The organism is Natrialba taiwanensis DSM 12281 (assembly GCF_000337595.1).
In the GTDB taxonomy this organism is placed as follows: domain Archaea; phylum Halobacteriota; class Halobacteria; order Halobacteriales; family Natrialbaceae; genus Natrialba; species Natrialba taiwanensis.
Map to the genome: position 1 here is coordinate 1 of NZ_AOIL01000060.1, position 16,876 is coordinate 16,876.

Below are 16,876 nucleotides of genomic sequence, written 5' to 3' on the forward strand. Positions count from 1 at the left end.
CCGAAGCTACGTCTTGCAGGGTTGCGCTGGTGCTGGACACACTTTCCGCACCCTGCTGCTTCGTACGTGACGCTTTCTATGACACGCTCTCTCCTTTCAGGAATTCTTGGAACCATCACATACAGAGCACGGACAAAACGCTAGATGACTCACCTCTACTGACTGCCATATCCAGTTAGGAATCAGGGGAAACAAAGAGTAGGATTTGCAAAGTACCCCTACTTATTGACGACTCCCATTTTCTGCTATTACGAGATCAGTCTGTGAAGTGATAGTACTACCAGAGCTACGAGTATTCCTATCGCAACGATTCGCAATACGCTCGCTAAGTATCGTCGGTCCTTTGGGAGCATTTCAACGACCCCAGATATGCCTGAAGCGATTCCTATGACAAGCGTAGCGGTTAACCCACTAGAATGAAGGAATTCGGCTCTATTGAAATCCTCGGAGAGTTACAGGTTCGTCCGGTAGTGTGACCGAATGCAGACCTCCCGAAGTCACGATTACTCCGGTTCGTTGAGCAGGCATTTCACTTGGCCCGACGAGCTGTCGCTCGCTACTCTTCGAAGTTCTCGAAACGCCGGTACACACTTCACCAGCACATCGTCTTGCTCTGCCTCAAGGTACGGAAGAATACGACGTACCGGACGCTTCTTGACGAACTCATCGAGATGCCTCGGATTCGGAACGCCATTGAACTGGAGGAGCTACCCTCTCCTTCGACGTTGTGTAAGGCGTTCAACCGGCTCGATATGGCTGTGTGGCGCGTCCTACTCAACCTCTCGGTCACACTCCTCCCGACCAACGGTGTCGTCGGAATCGATGCCTCTGGCTTTGACCGCAGTCACGCCTCGAAGCACTACACGAAGCGAACGAAGTTGACGATTCAGCAGTTGAAAGTCACACTTCTCGTGGACACAGGAGCGAATGCCATCCTTGATCTCCACGTGACGACGACCAGAAAACATGACTCGAAGATCGCACCGTCACTCATCAAGCGGAACACCAGTGAGGTGGCGATTCTCCTCGGTGACAAGGGCTATGACGACCAGAAGATTCGGGCGTTAGCCCACGAGGAGAATCTTCGCCCGCTTATCAAGCACCGCGAGTTTTCGTCGCTCCACAAAGCGTGGAACGCTCGACTTGACGCTGACCTCTACGGACAGAAAGTCAGAACGAGACAGTTAACTCTCGCCTCAAGCGGAAGTACGGTGCGTTCATCCGCTCACGCCACTGGTGGAAACAGTTTCGAGAGCTCGCCATCACCTGCCTCACGCACAACCTCGACTGATCACTCTAATCGGTAGATACAGATTGTCCCCGTCACGGATGTTCCCCAGCCAGCCTGCTATAGCAGGTTCTAGGTTTACTCGGCGAGGGACACCCCCCATGACATATGAGGTTTGACCTGACCGAGGATCAACGGGCTCTTCGAGATGAGGTTCGGGTGTTCACAAAAGAAGAGATCGAACCAAAGGCGAGAGACCTTGACCGGGAGGAGGAGTATCCGAGCACGATCTTCGACGAACTCGGCGAACGCCGTTTGACGGGCGTGACAATCCCGGAAGAGTACGGGGGACGGGGCGAAGGCTTCGTCGAGTTCGCGTTAGTGATCGAAGAGCTATCGGCTGGGCTAATGTCCGTGGCGAGCACCATCGGACTCCATCTCGGAGTTGCGGAAGTCGTCGAGCGCTTCGGAACCGAGGTGCAGCGCGAGGACTTCCTCCCCGAGATGGCGTCCTTCAACACTGTCGGTGCTCTCGGCTTGAGTGAGGCGAACGCAGGGAGTAATAAACTGGAGATGGAGACTACCGCCGAACGTGACGGCGATGAGTGGGTTCTCAACGGCCACAAGCAGTGGGTGACGAACTTTCTCGATACGGACTACGTCCTCACGTACGCGAAGACCGGCCCCGATGAGGACGCGCCACACAACATCAGTGCGTTTCTTGTCCCGACCGACGACTTCGAAGTCGAGACGGTGTGGGAGACGCTGGGCGCGAACAGTGTGAAATCCCCGCGCGTCTCTCTCTCGGATGTTCGTGTTCCCGATGATCGACTCATCGGTGAGGAGGGCGAGGGCTACGTTCAGCGTGGTGGGCTTCATACTGGGGTGAATGTCCCCGCTCGCGGCGTCGGTATCGCCCGCGCTGCCCTCGAAGATACGGTGGCCTACACAAGCAGTCGTGAGCAGTACGGCCAGCACATCAGCGACCTCCAAGGGGTTAGCTGGGAAGTCGGCAAGATGGCCGAACGAGTCGATACCGCCCGGTTGCTCACCCTCCGCGCAGCCGACCGTGCAGATCGCGGACACGACGCCACACGCGAATTCAGTATGGCGAAAATCAATGCGACACAAGCCGCCGTGGACAACGCGAACAAGGCAATGCAACTCCACGGTGGTATTGGTTACACGACGGAACACGACGTCGAGCGGTATCTGCGTGATGCGAAACTCCTCACGATCGCTGGCGGTCCGAATGAAGGCCACAAGAATACGCTCTCAGAAGCAGTCTTTGAGCAGTACGAGGGGTAAGTTCAATGCCACTAGTTAGAATTTCAGTTCTTGATAGAAAGGACGAGGGGTATCGCAAAACTGTCGCAGATCGGGTTAACGAGGCGGTTCTCGAGACGCTCGACTTCCCGCCGGATGACCGCTATCAGCTCATTCAAGGGTTTTCTTCGCAGAATTTCGAGTTACAGAATCGAGAGGGTGACCGAATTGTCCTGGAACTGACGATGCGTGCTGGCCAAGCTCGAGAGGACAAACAAGCATTTTACGCCCGCGTCGCTGAATTATTGGAACAAGATCCGGGTATCCCGCCAGAAAATGTAATGATCGTCATTACTGAGAACGGCGAGGAAGATTGGTCATTCCAAGATGGTGTGGCCCAGTTCATAGCTGACAGCTGATCTGATTCAGTATACGTCTGCTGTACTATTCGTTTTCACCGTTCCTCGATTCGTGAATAGATGATCGATTACAGTTTGTTATCGAGTTTCAGTAACTTCAGTAACTTAGTCGGGTAAACCGTTATTTTGTTAAAGAGCATAATGGGAGCTAGGGGTAAACAGCAGTAATGCCGAAATTTGAACAATTTGACGGTGCGCTTCACGTGTCAATTGATCTTCGGTACCCTGATTGCTGGGAGATTGAGATCACCGAGCGCCTCGATGTTGGGATTCTCGGATACGGAATCTATTCGACTGGCAGCGAGGTTGCGACGCTTTTCACGATCTACGCAGACGATCATGAATCGATTACGGAGGGAATTGAGGCCATTCGCGCGTCTGAAAATGTTCATTCTGTCTCCCAGATGGCGTCTGGCTTCCGGCAGACCTCGATTCCGAAGCCAGGAAATGCAACGCGTGAGCTCCTTGTCGTTCACGATGGGCGAAAGCAGATCAGCCAGCCACTCACCTCTCGTGGGTTCGTGTGTACAGGACCGATCGACATTCGGGGTGGGCGGGAGTATTGGAGTCTCGCAACGAACCATGACCGGGAGACGGTTCGGGTCAAGCTTGATGAGGTTCGTGAGCAGATGAGTGCGGAGATTAATGTGCGGAGTATGAAGCAGCAGAGCCTTGGAACTGCGCCGACCACACTTCCGGTGGATCAGTTCACGAAGCGCCAGTTAGAGGTATTCCAGTTCGCTCGTGAGCAGGGGTATTACGAGTACCCGAAGGAAACGACAGCTGGCGAATTGGCAGATGAATTGGAAATCACCACATCAACGCTCCACGAACACCTTCACAAGGTGGAGGCGGTCTTACTAGGGAGAAACGGTCTGACGCGACTCGCATAGTGTCCTTTGAAAGCTGTGTTCGGCGATCTACCTAACACCCGTTTCACCATAGATAGTGTCTAACTAATAGGATTTCAACAGAGCCAGGAATTCAAAATATGCGGCTCTATTGAAATCCTCGGAGAGTTACAGGTTCGCCTGGTAGTCTGACCGGATGGAAGCCCTCCCGAAGTCGCGGTTACTCCGGTTCGTTGAGCAAGCGATGCACGTGGCTCGGCGAGCTGTCGCTCGTTACTCATCGAAATTCTCGAAACGGCGGTACACACTTCATCAACACATCGTCCTCCTCTGTCTCAAGGTTCGGAAGAATACGACGTACCGGGCGCTTCTGGACAAACTTATCGAGATGCCACGGATTCGGAGCGCCCTCAATCTCTCAGTCACGCTTCTCCCGACCAACGGTGTCGTCGGGATCGATGCCTCCGGCTTTGACCGCAGCCACGCATCAAAACACTACACGAAACGAACGAAGCTGACGATTCAGCAGTTGAAATTACACTTCTCGTAGACACGAGAGTGGACGCAATCATCGACTTACACGTGACGACGACACGAAAACACGACTCACAGATCGCACCGCCGCTCATCAAGCGGAATACCGATAAAGTAGCGATTCTCCTCGGTGACAAGGGATACGACGATCAGAAGATTCGCGCCTTAGCCCGTGAAGATGGTGTTCGTCCGGTCATCAAACATCGAGAATTTTCGCCACTCCACAAGGCGTGGAACTCCCGGTTGGATGCCGACCTCTACGGGCAACATAGTCAGAACGAGACGGTAAACTCTCGCATCAAACGGAAATATGGCGCATTCGTCCGCTCACGACGCTGGTGGAAACAGTTTCGTGAACTCGTTGTCGGCTGTCTCACTCACAACATCGACAAGGTACTCTGAACGTTAGATGTGGCGGACTAATCGCTCAATGCACAGCGTTGAAATAACAGATGTTGCTCCCTGTTCCACTAATTTAAGACACGTGTTAAAGTGTGCCTCTATACACGTAACACAGTGGTCATCGTGTAATCGGTACATAGCGCGTATCAGTCACGGCTCTGTGAATCTGCAGTGGTACTAATAGAACATTCACTGATATATTCAGTGTTCCTGCAACCACGGGTCTTCGTAAGTCAATGCCCACATCGAAGCGTCCGATGTCCCTTGTCTCTCGATCTGTTCATGCGTCAGCTTCGGCCGCTCACCGGAGATACCTCCGTCTTTTCTCCCTTGAGGGAGCTTTGCACCCCGCTCGGTCCAAAAAACACGGGAGGGCATTCCCGATTGGCTCCGTCGTTCGGTGAAACGCGCCCTGACGGGCAAGCACGCTCGCTCAGTTGTCGCGCTTGACGGCGGGATTCGTCACCGCGCCGTTCGCAGCGGAGTCGAAGGCGTCGCCGTACTTACGGAGGAAGCCGCCCTCATACTGGATCTCGGGACGCTCGTACTCGTTGAGGCGCGCTTCGAGTTCTTCGTCGCTGAGGTCGACGGAGAGTTCGCGCTCGCGGATGTCGACGGTGACGGTATCGTCGTCTTCGAGGGCGGCGATCGGTCCGCCGACCACGGACTCGGGGGCGACGTGGCCGACCATCGGGCCACGGGTCGCACCACTGAAGCGCCCGTCGGTGAGGAGGGCGACGTCGTCCTCGTGGCCCTGGCCAACGACGGCGGCGGTGACGCCGAGCATTTCGCGCATCCCGGGGCCACCCTGCGGGCCCTCGTTCCGGATGACGATGACGTCGCCGGACTCGATGTGGCCCTCCTGCACGTAGGACATCGCGTCCTCCTCGTGCTCGAAGACGCGCGCGGGGCCGGTGTGGTGGAAGCCCTCCTCGCCCGTCTCCTTGAGGACGGCGCCGTCCGGCGCGAGGTTCCCAGTTAGGATCTTGATCGCGCCCTCCTCGTGGAACGGGTCCTCGGTTGTTGCAAGGAAGTTGACGTCGATGTCCTCGTCGTCCGGCAGGTTGAGCGTCTCCAACTCCTCAACGATGGTGTTCCCGGTGACGGTCATCGTGTCGCCGTGGAGGTACCCGCCCTCCAAGAGGCGGCGGATGACGACGGGGACACCGCCGACATCGTGGAGGTCCTTCATGACGCGCGTGCCGCCTGGTTGGAGGTTCGCGATCTTCGGCGTACGCTTGCTGATCTCGTCGAACTCGTCGATCGTGAGGTCGATGCCAGCCTCGCCGGCGAGTGCAAGGACATGCAGGACGCCGTTCGTGGAGCCGCCGAGCGCCGTCAGGAGGGTGATGGCGTTCTCGAAGGACTCTTTCGTGAGGATGTCGCTCGGCCGGCGGTCGTTCTCGACGGCGCCGAAAACGACCTCGCCAGCCTCGCGGGCGACCTCATAGCGCTCTCCATCCTCGGCGGGCGGCGACGCCGACCCGAGGGGGGCGAGACCGAGTATCTCGCTGATCGAGGCCATCGTGTTGGCGGTGAACATCCCGCCGCAGGAGCCCGCGCCCGGGCAGGCCTCGTGCTCCATCTCGTAGAGTTCCTCCTCGGTCATGTCGCCGGCAGCGTAGGTGCCAACGCCCTCGAAGACGCTCTGGGCCGTGAGATCGCGGCCGTCGTGGTGGCCGGGGAGGATTGACCCGCCGTAGAGGAAGACACTGGGGAGATCAGTTCGGATGGCGGCCATCATCATGCCGGGGAGGTTCTTGTCGCACCCAGCGACGGTGACGAGGGCGTCCATCCGCTCGGCGAAAGAGACGAGCTCGACGGAATCCGCGATCACCTCGCGCGAGATCAGCGAGGCCTTCATTCCCTCCGTGCCCATCGAGATGGCGTCGCTGACGGTGACAGTGCCGAACTCGATCGGCATCCCGCCGGCGTCCTCAATGCCCTCGCGCGCGGATTCGGCGACGTCGTCGAGGTGGACGTTACAGGGCGTGACGTCCGCCGCGGGGTTCGCAATGCCGATCATCGGCGAGGAGAGATCCGCATCGTCGTAGCCCATCGCGCGGAACATCGCGCGGTGGGGTGCACGCTCGACGCCCTTGGTCACTTCAGCGCTGCGCAGGTTAGGGTCCTTCTCGGATGACGATCCCTCCAGGGGTTCGACATCCGTCTCATCCGTATTCGTCTCTGATTTGCTATCCATCTCCGGGAAAATTTTGAGCACAGCCATATATACTCCATCATTAGGATGTATAGTGTTCGCACGTTAGCGTGGCTTACGATCCCGGCCTAATCCAGAAGCTACACGGCTGCGTCGTCGCACGACAAAAACTCGATTAGTAGTCAGCGAGCCTCCTGATAGCCGATTCTCAACTTCGGCTACGCCGAATGAATTGCGGCCGTCATGTGAATGACCGGAGAAAACGAGTGAGGCTCAGTGAGAGCGAATCTCCCACGCTATCCCAGACTCTTCGAACCACCGCCGACTACGTGTACCCATCTCCGTTCAGTAAGCATGTCTACCTAACAGCTGTTTCATCGAAATACTGTCTGACTAATAGGATTTCAACAGAGCCGATTGTGATTAATGTTGTTTTCTTGCTGGTAGTAACGGTCCAATCGTTCGCCGCTGTTGGCCTCCTCGCTACATTCCTTGGAATACCGATTGTTGCGTTGGACAAGATACGTGGGAAAGGCTTGTACGATAACTTCTGACAATAGTCGTATAAACACTTTTTAGCGTTTTCGCGGAGAAAACGGTGCAGAGGCAGGGCGGTTGTTTTGTGACCTTGGCATTAGCCAGAGGTTCTTACTCGAGCTGGCGAATTGCCTCACTCAGTGTGAGCCCATAGTCTATAGTCTCCGTTGTTGAGCGGATCTCTGGTTCGAAAAAGACGGTCAACAATGATCGCGAGTACTTGGACAGAGACATCCAGTGAACGAACACCAAACGACACACCCACCCCACAATGTCCGCTGTTTCTCTGAGATTGAAAGCAACCACAACCCAGAGTTCAGATCGGAGATCCTTCACTCAATGGATAACAGTTATCGTTCGGAAGATATTCTATCTACACCAATAAATCTTTCCTAGATCAATAAGATAATCTCTACTCTACCTCTAGTCTATCCTCTTTGAATTACAGCGGACATAGTGGGGTGGGAGGGTACCTCCCTTCTTTATGCTCCGAAGAACAGAGGACACAACGGACCCTGCGGTGGGGGGTGGTTTTATTATCCTTCCTACGTAACCCTCGCTAAGAGAATATGGGTGGAATGTTCGAACGCGATACAGATATTTACCACAATAGAGACGCGCTTCGAGAAGATTATCAACCGAGCAGGCTTGTCGGTCGAGATAAAGAGCTCGAGCGATACAAAACCGCACTCCAACCAGTCATCAATGGCGAACAACCAAACAATATCTTTCTCTATGGGAAAACTGGAGTCGGGAAAACCGCCGGGACTCGGTTCCTTCTCGATCATCTCATTGACGATGCTGCTCAGTATGACGACATCGAACTCACAGTCAAGCTATTGAACTGTGATGGTCTCTCTAGTAGTTATCAAATCGCGACACGTCTTGTTAACAAATTTAGAGACGAGTCGAACCAGATCTCGACGACGGGATACCCTCGACCCACAGTCTATGATATGCTCTGGGAGGAATTAGATTCCTGTGGTGGCACTCTCCTCATTGTTCTTGACGAGGTCGATCATATTCAGGACGACAGCATTCTCTATCAGTTGCCTCGAGCACGGGCAAACGAAAACCTCTCACAGGCGAAGATCGGCATCATTGGAATCTCGAACGACTTTTCCTTCCGAGACGACCTTTCTCCAAAAGTCAAGAGTTCACTCTGTGAGGAAGAACTTCAGTTTCCTGCCTATGATGCCCAGGAATTGATTGAGATCTTGCAACAACGAGCTGATTCCGCATTCCGCGATAATGTTCTTGATACCGGTGTTATCGAACTTTGTGCCGCTTACGGTGCTAAGGATGCGGGTGATGCTCGTCAATCATTAGATCTCTTAATGAAAGCTGGCGACCTTGCTCGCGACAGGGACACTGAAACGATTACTGAAGATCTTGTGCGGGATGCCAGAGAGGAACTCGAGCGTGGTCGTATCAGAGAAGGGATTACTGGACTCACTCAACATGGCCATCTCGTCCTCTATGCGCTAATCACTCTCGAAATGCAGAATGGGACGCCAATCCGCTCTCGTGATATCCGCCCCAGATACACTAACTTTGCTGAGCAAATTGGTGTTGATCCACTTGTTCCTCGACGAATGCGTGATCATCTCGGTGAACTCTCTATGCTCGGGATTATTTCAGCTGTCGAGCGAAATGAAGGCCGCCGTGGAGGGACCTATCGAGAGTATTCGATCGATATGGACATCAATATGATTGTCAATGCGCTTGATGAAACGGTTACAGAGGTCGGTATTCATGAGTCGATTGTAGATCTCGTTGATGAGGACCGAACTCTGAGTGATTATTCTTGAAGATGAAAGAATTACTACGGACAAAGTGGTGTGGGTGTGGAGCAGCGGACAGGGTGGTGTGTTCTGCGGACAACGTGGTGTGGTGAGAACAGCGGACAAAGTGGTGTGTGCTGTGAAGTTGGGGCCGAAAGAACAGCGGACAAGGTGGGGCCTACTTCAGACAAAATAGGATTCGGTATGTGATAGTATTGATCAGCAGTAGCCGGTAATACGATTTTTCTATTTCGCTTCGAAAGCGATGATTCCATCAGTAGTGGTAACAAGACAGACGCTATCAGCGAGGGTTACTGATTGGGCATAGCCATCGAAGTCATGACTTTCGACGATATCCCCACTTACAAGGTTAATGATGTGGAGTTCTTCCATCACAGGAAGGAACACTCGTTCTCCGGCTACTGCTACCGAACGGATGCGTATGTCTTCTTCCTCTTCAGGTTCGAACGTCCACTGTTCGCTTCCTGTTGTTGGATCAATTGCATGCAGGCTATCTGATTGATCTGTTCCATCAGATTCAATGACCAACAACAAGTCATTCGAGAAGGCGATCGGTTCGAGTTCCGGAGGAGCGATATTTCCGGAAATCTCCGGGTGAGTCTCTGGCGTCACCCAGTCTGTTTCGCTGGTCTCTGTGTTGAGGGCAATTAGCAATCCTCCGAACGTGTGGAAGAAAAGGCGTTCGCTTCCGGCCACGATGTGGCCTTGAATCGCATCGTTGACATCGTCGTTGTTTGGGTGAAAATGCTGAGAGATATCTGTTTCTCGGCGGTGTTCGCCTGTCTCCGCTTCGAGGAAGATCAAGTCGCCATCGGTACCGGTGTCTAGTACGATGGCGTCGTCAGCGTACGAGACGGTTGATCGGATGCATCTGTCGAGTTTCTTCCGCCAGCACTCCTCGCCGGTGCGAGCCTCGATAGCGATCAGTTCTGGAGAATCGTAGAAGACGAGTAATCCTGTCTCAAGTGCCGGTATAATGTGGCCACTGCTTATATCACTAGCCCACTGTTCGCTCCCATCAGCTGTTGCCAATGCCCTCGAAACTTTCTCTCCGTCTTCGCTATCTTGGCTTAGAAAGAGAGAATCACTGCCTGCCATGAGCGAGGGATGGTATCCTGAAGTGATGTGATTCATCCATTGTTCTTCGCCAGTATACAAATCGTAGGAAGTGATGAAATCCGGTGAATGTATTCCCGTGACGAAAACAGAGCCGTTGGTTACGATAGGTTGTTCTATATCTTGAACACTGACACTCCATCGTTCGGTCAGGCCGGGACTAGGTGCGCTTTCGGACGGAACTGTCCGAGTGTTTGCTCCGTCGTAATTGGGAAGAGGCCAGTCGGTTGGGGAGACGTCCAACGGTGTGTGATTGCAATCGTCAGCACGCAAGAAATCCGAGCCGTATGCGTATCCGCCGAGTGCGCCGATCCCCATGCAGGAACCGCAGGCCATCAGCAGTTGGCGGCGAGAAAGAGCATGACTTTGATCAGTGGAGAGCATATTAGCCGATCTTTATTAGATCTCAAAAATAGTTCTTATTATAGCATCACTTCGCTCGATTCACAGACCTACTTAGCGGTCAGTTCACTGTAAAAAGAGTGGAATCAACACTGGTGGAAGACTTTTATGACACCCTCAAAACCCAAGCTACTCACTACTGTCCGTTAGTCCAGTGAACCGCCATACAGAGGTTTGCATCCCCAACCGTTCGTGCTCGAACGGTCCACGTCGGGTGAGGTCCTTGATCCGACTGCGAAGCGTTTCCCTGTCGCGGATGTCTGTGTGGTTTCGATACAGTTCTTGCAGATCAGCTAACGTCACCGTCTCGAGTTCGTCGGCGACGATCGCCTTGACGACCTTCTCGTCCCGGTGGTCAAGCGTCGAAGTATCGCTGAATGTAAGCTCAATCCCGGTGAGTCCGTTGACAGCCTCTACCTTCTTGAGCCGACTCGTCAGTTGTCGGTTGCGAGCCTCGAGTCGTTTCAGTTCGATATCCATCTGGCGGAGCAGTTCGGCTAACGCTTCAACTTGCTCATTTGGTGCAGTGTTTTCGAGATCGTCAATCGCTTCTGAAATATCACGTTGCCGATGCTCGATACGTTCTTTTTGACTCAGTTGCCCGCGTTCACCTCCGGAATCGCCGCTTCCGGCCTGGCCAGAATTAACTGCCATTGTGATAGGTCCTACCACAAATAGGAATATAAGTGCTTCCCCGACACAATGGAAGTAAACTCAAACCGACCGCCAGACGAACTGCTGGCCGATTTTCTCCTTTTCGACTTGACCCCCTTCTTCGAGTTTCTTCAATCGGTACCGCGCAGTATTCCGGTGACAATCAAGCTCGTTAGCTACTTCACCAGTCGAAACAGGTTCGTTCAGACGAACGATATCCAGAATCCGTGTTGTTGGGATTTGAGACGAGAAATCGCCAGTGTTAGGGTCATGGTCGAAGCGGTCTGGTGGCACGAGTTGCTATTCGAGAATGGGTTTAAAAAGTATTGTGCAACCGCACAATGCACGTTATGCGACCGCACAATGCGAATTATTAAGTATCTACAGTTATATCCATCAATTAGCACGAACCATACTCCCTGTGACTAATCGTCTCGGAGAAGCGCCACGTTAGGCGTAATGGAGTGAGAGTTCAACAGCGAGGCTGACGCCGAACGCCGTCTTGAACTGATTCGGGACGCGGTCGAAGCCGCTCGCGAGCACGCTCCCGGGGAGGTCGTGGAAGAACTTGAAGCTAAACGCAACGAACTGTACCAGGAGGTTCTCGCTGAACGCCACCCGGACCTTGTTGATGAGCGCCGACAGCGCCGCCGCGAGGAACGTGAGCGCAACCGCCAATTCCAGAGGACGGTCCTATGAACGTCAATATCGCCAGCGGCGAGTCTGTGAGCGGTACTGGCCGGAAATACTGCCGAGCTTGCGGGTATGTCGATACGACCCGAGGGAACCATCCCGAAACCGGTCTGGCAGACATTTGCCCGGAGTGTGGACCGTTTGGTCCCGGTCTATTCGAGAGCAAAGAGGCAATGATCGAGTACGATCACGAATCTGCGCTCCTTCGAACTGGGAAGCCACTCCAGTATCTCGACACGGATACTGATCGTGACACCGATCTCATGACTGACGGCGGTCAGCCTACAGACGGTACTGAGCAGTTACATCTGCTCTGCGATTTGTTCAGCAGCCAACACCAGCCGATAGAACAGATAAATCACGAATGCAATTACTGCAAGTTGAACCGGTTCTCTGGAAACAGGTATAAATGCTCCTGCCAGTACGAGTACACCGTACACCAGTATTACCAGAAGGAGTCCAGCCAGTACAATTCTTTGTCGAGAACTCAGCGAATCTTGGCTCGTGGAGGGCGACATAGTAAACAGACAGTTGTAATTCATGATGAATATGTCGGTGTTCTATGCCGCACACTTCACAGGGACACTGACCACAACGCCGATCTCCAAATTGACGGCAGTCACTCTATAGACGGGACTGGTCAACTGTCATCGATAGCTTCGTTGAAATCTTCCTTTTCGACCTGGGAAAAGGATGCACCCCCGCATCGGAAACCGCCTCGAGTACCGAGGGGATGGATTTTCCCATCATCAGTTATTGTCCCAGCAAAGGCTGCCCCGCATTGGTCACAAGTGACGAGTAGGTCTGCATTTTCATCTTCATCCGACATTGCTTGTTATCACCAAACAACTCCTGCCTATTTGGATTTCACTGATCTTCGAACCGACGGCGGTCAGACTGAACTCCCGTCGACGACCCATATCGGCGAGTCGGGGCTGTGGATTCCGCCCCAACTGCGCGAGTTCACCGGTCAAGTTGTGTTCCGTACGCCGCGGGGAACGATCCAGCACTTCCAGTCTGGCGGCGGTGAACTCGAGCCCTACTACGGGGTGATCGACGAGTCGGCCTTCGGACCGGCCGAGGAGTTCCGCGACGCTGGCAATCCTGAGTTAGCGCCGGACAATGTGTCGATCAAACACCAGGGCGAGGAGCCGATCGTACTGACCGTCGTGACCGACCCCGAGGTTCGGTGCGACGGCGGTATCGTCTCTCGGCCCGCCTGGACACCGACTGCCCATACCCACGACGAGAACCGCTGCCAGAACTGCGATTCGAAGGTCACACAGCAGTTCGCTCGTGTCTTCGGGGACAACTCCGACACGACGTGGGCCTGCCGCGAGTGTACGCCCTACCGCGACCTGCAACGTGGCGCGGGTGCAGATCCCGATTACACGCGAGGTGACCGACAGTGAGCGACAAACTCGTTGACGCCGACGAGTTCACCGGGACGGGCGAACTGCCCGACGCACTGGCGTTCGTCAAACCGAATCGTGCCCGATGCTACGTCGCCGTTGATCGAGCCGACGATCTGATCTCGGCTCGCTAACTGACCGACGAACTCGGATGTTCGATAACGACGGCCTATCGGTGTCTGAACGACTTGCAAGACCTCGATCTTGTGATCGACAGCATCTGTGTCGGCCCTGATGAGCGTCCGAAGACCGGCTACGCGACTGTTTCAACAGATACCTCGCAGCCAGTTCGAGCCGATGGGGGAACCGACCGATGAGCACCCGGAATCCCTCGAAAGAGACGATGGCAACATGTAATCCGACGCAGGCGGCCAGTAGCACCACTCAGCAGACGCTTACAGCCTACACACCCGACAAGACTGAGGTTATCCTCGCATCCTATCGCGATGGTGATCGGCTTGACCGAATCGCTGCCGCCGTCGACGCCGATCCTCGAACCGTTGCTCGCGAACTCCGCCATGCAGACATGCTCGCCCCGTGGGATGATCCGCGAACGCTGGCGCACCTGTATCACGACTACGATCACACACTACAGGACCTCGCCGACACCTTCCCGGATGGTCCCGGCCCCGAAATGATGCGCCGCCGGATGGAACGCTACGGCATCGAGCGCGATAACGAAACGCTCTCACAACTGCTGCAAGCGGCCAATCCCGACGATGTCGGTGACCCACTACCAGATGCGTTTGCAGAGGGGTCACGGGGTGAGCGGGCGTGAACGAAGCTACCGATAAAGACGTGAGCAAGTCAGTTTCGGCGTTTGAGTGGGTCGACGCCGATTCTATCGAGTCGGTGAACAATGTGCCCGTTCCCGAGTGGGAAGACCGGATCAACCATGCACATGTCGAGAACGTTGACGCGCCGAACGAACTCGTGGCTTACGGCGAGGACGGATATTCGGAAGAGGTGTTGATCGTTGCGACTGGCGAAGCGTTCACTACGCTCGAGAACGCCCGATAGCGTGGATGTCATAGAACTTTCCCAAGAGTTTGTTCCACCTACGTTGCGGTGAATCACCCTCTCAGTAAGTGTGCGATCTGACCAGTAGGACATCTACCAGTTGCAAGATGTGTTTCGAAAGTCGTGCAAGATACACAGTGCGTATCGGTCACTGTGGGAACGGCTACGTGAACCAGCCTGTGGAGTTGACAGTAGTAGGTGGCTGACCACTGCAGCAAAAATACGCTTCCGTCCTTTATCGGCGATCACGTTGGCGACTGCGCACGAGTGGTAGGTTCGTCCGCTCTGCTCGCATATCGCTCCGCGAGCCACTCTTCCCAAGTGACTGTCCCAGCCCTGTTATCGGGACAGGTCGCATAGCCAGTCCGAAACGCCGCCATCGTTTTGCCAGGGATGGGAAATCTGATGATCGGACGTCGTAGGCCACGCGTATTACGGTACGTCTGTGCGAGTTTACCTACTGAGTGGATGTTGGGACCACCAACGAGGTCAGTTCGTTCACTCGCTGTCAGCGTCGCGTGATCCACGATGATATCCGCAACCTCGCCGACATCGACGGGCTGGATCTGTGCGTTCGTCGGAAGGGGCCACAGCGGAAGTTTCGCCACCGAATCTAACAGTTCCGCAATGAACGAGTGGAACTGCGTCGCACGGACGATAGTCGTCGGTATATTGCTCTCCTCGACTATCGTCTCGGCGGTACCCTTGTGTTCGTAGTAGGAGAAGGGAATGTCGTCGATACCGACGATGGAAGGATAGAGGAAGTTCTCCACGTCGGCTGCCTCGGCCGCTTTGAGAAGTCGTTTCGTCCCCTGCACGTCAACCGCCGCTGTGTCACCCTTCGGGGCCGTCGCCGTGTGGATAACGACATCGACGTTATCGAGCGCCGACTCGAGACCCGTGCCTTCGATCAAGTCGAGTTCCACCCAGTCAAGTTCCACCCTGGTTTCTTCGGGAGGCGAGCGGCTTGCCGCCCGGACAGCGTGGTCCGCCGCCGTAAGCCGCGGTCGGAGTGCCGTTCCGAGTGTTCCAGTTGCGCCGGTCACCAGCGTTTGGATCATACGAGATGGTTCATTCCACCGGCCCGAATGGATATTGCCGAGTCTACTCGGCGGATTTAAGTAGGCGACCTCGTATCATCGCTCGATGAAACACATCCGGGTGCGCATCACAGCCCATGGACGAGCAGGTAAAATCCACCCGATGTACGGCGTGATGACCGAGGCATCGTTCGTCGAGCGAGCGACGGCAGTACAATGGAACTATACCGGAGACGCACTGGGCATCCTCCATTACGTTGTTGGCGACGCTGACGCGCTCGAAAGAGCGATGCAAGAGATTCCGGAGGTCGTCGGCTACGACATGGAACGTATCGATGAGCGGTCGTGCTACGTGTACGTCCGGGACGCGACGACCGATTCGCTTCAAGAGATGTTCAGTCCCATCTCTTCCGGCGGCCTTATTGTCGTCCCCCCCATCGAATACGAGCCTGATGGGACGGTGGTGCTCTCGGTGTTCGGTCCTGACGACGAGGTACAGGATGCAATCGAAGCCATCTCTGTTCCGGTTGAGGTGACTATCGAAGCAGTAGGCAGTCTCGCTGGCACAACGGCTGTTATCAAGGGCCATCTCACCGACCGCCAGTGCGAAGTTGTCGAAACGGCAGTGGAACTGGGCTACTACGACATCCCTCGGAGCACCAGTCAGGAAGATATTGCTGCGGAATTGGGCTGTGCGCCAAGTACCATTGCTGAACACCTGCGGAAAGCCGAAGCCCGGATACTCCGGTCACAGTTCTCTTGAGGCTGATGATCTGGAAAATATGATGATTTCCCATATATGACGACGAGCGAGAATTGTACGCTTTCTGTACCGTTATTATTCCAGCAACGTCGGTGTCAGAGCAATCTGATATGCAAGGTACACACTCTGTAGACCGCAGACAACTTTTAACAAGTTTCATAGTTATCGCAATTCTCTCCGGTAACTGAATCCCCTGTACTGATCATTCGTCGGACACCGCATAGCGGTGTGAAAACGGCTCTGTTGAATCGCCATACTGCGTTGGATTTCACTGTTTGATGGCACGTTTGATGTTGTATACGACACACATCAGCGTAATTTCACGGAANTCTTCGTCAATACGGGCATTGTGGGCGTGATCGTATGGTGCGAAGATCCGATGTTTGATTAGCGGGCGAATGTCGAGTTCACGGAGTTGTTCGCGGAGTTGCTGCTTGTCGTAGCCCTTATCAGCGGCTAATGACCGCAGATCGCCCGCGTTCCGGCGGGCGATCTGCTCACAGAGATCCGCGTCACTGCCGTCTAACGTCGTCGAGCAGTGAAGATCAAGCACAGCTTGCGTTGCTGTATCGA

General features: G+C 54.5%; 16 protein-coding genes and 2 pseudogenes. 11 read left to right on the top strand and 7 right to left on the bottom strand.

Going from position 1 to position 16,876, the window contains the following annotated elements; genetic code table 11:
- Positions 1 to 533 precede the first annotated feature (533 nt).
- The 5 genes and pseudogenes from C484_RS17735 (at position 534) to C484_RS17755 (ending at position 4,700) form a co-directional block, all read left to right on the top strand.
- Positions 534 to 1,291, top strand: a pseudogene (locus tag C484_RS17735) (IS5 family transposase).
- Between the two features lie 105 nt (positions 1,292 to 1,396).
- Entirely contained in the window at positions 1,397 to 2,536 is a 1,140-nt protein-coding gene (locus C484_RS17740) for an acyl-CoA dehydrogenase family protein (RefSeq protein ID WP_006827260.1), read from the top strand.
- Between the two features lie 5 nt (positions 2,537 to 2,541).
- Entirely contained in the window at positions 2,542 to 2,913 is a 372-nt protein-coding gene (locus C484_RS17745; RefSeq protein WP_006827261.1) for a tautomerase family protein, read from the top strand.
- Between the two features lie 167 nt (positions 2,914 to 3,080).
- Positions 3,081 to 3,806 (top strand): helix-turn-helix domain-containing protein, encoded by a 726-nt coding sequence (locus C484_RS17750; RefSeq protein WP_006827262.1) that lies wholly within the window; start codon positions 3,081 to 3,083, stop codon positions 3,804 to 3,806.
- Between the two features lie 154 nt (positions 3,807 to 3,960).
- Positions 3,961 to 4,700 (top strand): annotated as a pseudogene (locus C484_RS17755) (IS5 family transposase).
- Positions 4,701 to 5,133: 433 nt separating this feature from the next.
- On the opposite strand, the gene ilvD reads toward C484_RS17755, so the two are convergent.
- Positions 5,134 to 6,903, bottom strand: coding sequence for a dihydroxy-acid dehydratase (ilvD, locus tag C484_RS17760; protein ID WP_049915650.1), 1,770 nt, complete (start codon positions 6,901 to 6,903; stop codon positions 5,134 to 5,136).
- 1,064 nt (positions 6,904 to 7,967) lie between these two features.
- Between ilvD and C484_RS17770 the strand changes: the two genes are divergently transcribed.
- Entirely contained in the window at positions 7,968 to 9,209 is a 1,242-nt protein-coding gene (locus C484_RS17770) for an orc1/cdc6 family replication initiation protein (protein WP_049915644.1), read from the top strand.
- A 219-nt stretch (positions 9,210 to 9,428) separates the two neighbouring features.
- On the opposite strand, the gene C484_RS17775 is transcribed toward C484_RS17770, so the two are convergent.
- The 4 genes from C484_RS17775 to C484_RS17785 all read right to left on the bottom strand — a co-directional run bounded on the left by C484_RS17775 (position 9,429) and on the right by C484_RS17785 (position 12,053).
- On the bottom strand, positions 9,429 to 10,703 hold the full coding sequence (locus tag C484_RS17775) for an outer membrane protein assembly factor BamB family protein (RefSeq protein ID WP_239641009.1): 1,275 nt from the start codon (positions 10,701 to 10,703) through the stop codon (positions 9,429 to 9,431).
- 147 nt (positions 10,704 to 10,850) lie between these two features.
- Positions 10,851 to 11,375, bottom strand: coding sequence for a hypothetical protein (locus C484_RS17780; RefSeq protein ID WP_006827268.1), 525 nt, complete (start codon positions 11,373 to 11,375; stop codon positions 10,851 to 10,853).
- Positions 11,376 to 11,435: 60 nt separating this feature from the next.
- On the bottom strand, positions 11,436 to 11,669 hold the full coding sequence (locus C484_RS22525) for a winged helix-turn-helix domain-containing protein (protein WP_006827269.1): 234 nt from the start codon (positions 11,667 to 11,669) through the stop codon (positions 11,436 to 11,438).
- Positions 11,670 to 11,825: 156 nt separating this feature from the next.
- Complete coding sequence (locus C484_RS17785; protein WP_006827270.1) at positions 11,826 to 12,053, bottom strand: hypothetical protein; 228 nt, start codon at positions 12,051 to 12,053, stop codon at positions 11,826 to 11,828.
- 875 nt (positions 12,054 to 12,928) lie between these two features.
- Between C484_RS17785 and C484_RS17790 the strand changes: the two genes are divergently transcribed.
- From C484_RS17790 to C484_RS17805, 4 genes are all read left to right on the top strand, one after another.
- Entirely contained in the window at positions 12,929 to 13,480 is a 552-nt protein-coding gene (locus tag C484_RS17790) for a DUF7563 family protein (protein WP_006827271.1), read from the top strand.
- A complete protein-coding gene (locus C484_RS24470) occupies positions 13,477 to 13,614 on the top strand; it encodes a hypothetical protein (protein WP_006827273.1) in 138 nt (45 codons plus the stop codon). The genes C484_RS17790 and C484_RS24470 overlap by 4 nt, the downstream gene beginning before the upstream one ends.
- A 179-nt stretch (positions 13,615 to 13,793) precedes the next feature.
- Positions 13,794 to 14,258, top strand: a complete 465-nt coding sequence (locus C484_RS17800) for a helix-turn-helix domain-containing protein (protein WP_006827274.1) — start codon at positions 13,794 to 13,796, stop codon at positions 14,256 to 14,258.
- Positions 14,255 to 14,500: a hypothetical protein gene (locus tag C484_RS17805; RefSeq protein ID WP_006827275.1), complete on the top strand. Its 246-nt coding sequence runs from the start codon at positions 14,255 to 14,257 to the stop codon at positions 14,498 to 14,500. Before C484_RS17800 ends, C484_RS17805 begins: the two co-directional genes overlap by 4 nt.
- Positions 14,501 to 14,745: 245 nt before the next feature.
- Here the strand turns inward: C484_RS17805 and C484_RS17810 are convergent, their stop codons facing one another.
- Positions 14,746 to 15,561 (bottom strand): SDR family oxidoreductase, encoded by an 816-nt coding sequence (locus tag C484_RS17810; RefSeq protein WP_006827276.1) that lies wholly within the window; start codon positions 15,559 to 15,561, stop codon positions 14,746 to 14,748.
- 85 nt (positions 15,562 to 15,646) lie between these two features.
- On the opposite strand from C484_RS17810, the gene C484_RS17815 reads away from it, so the two are divergent.
- Positions 15,647 to 16,303: a helix-turn-helix domain-containing protein gene (locus C484_RS17815; protein WP_049915647.1), complete on the top strand. Its 657-nt coding sequence runs from the start codon at positions 15,647 to 15,649 to the stop codon at positions 16,301 to 16,303.
- Between the two features lie 268 nt (positions 16,304 to 16,571).
- On the opposite strand, the gene C484_RS17820 is transcribed toward C484_RS17815, so the two are convergent.
- The coding region (locus tag C484_RS17820) for an IS5/IS1182 family transposase (protein ID WP_006827278.1) at positions 16,572 to 16,876 on the bottom strand (305 nt) is incomplete at its 5' end.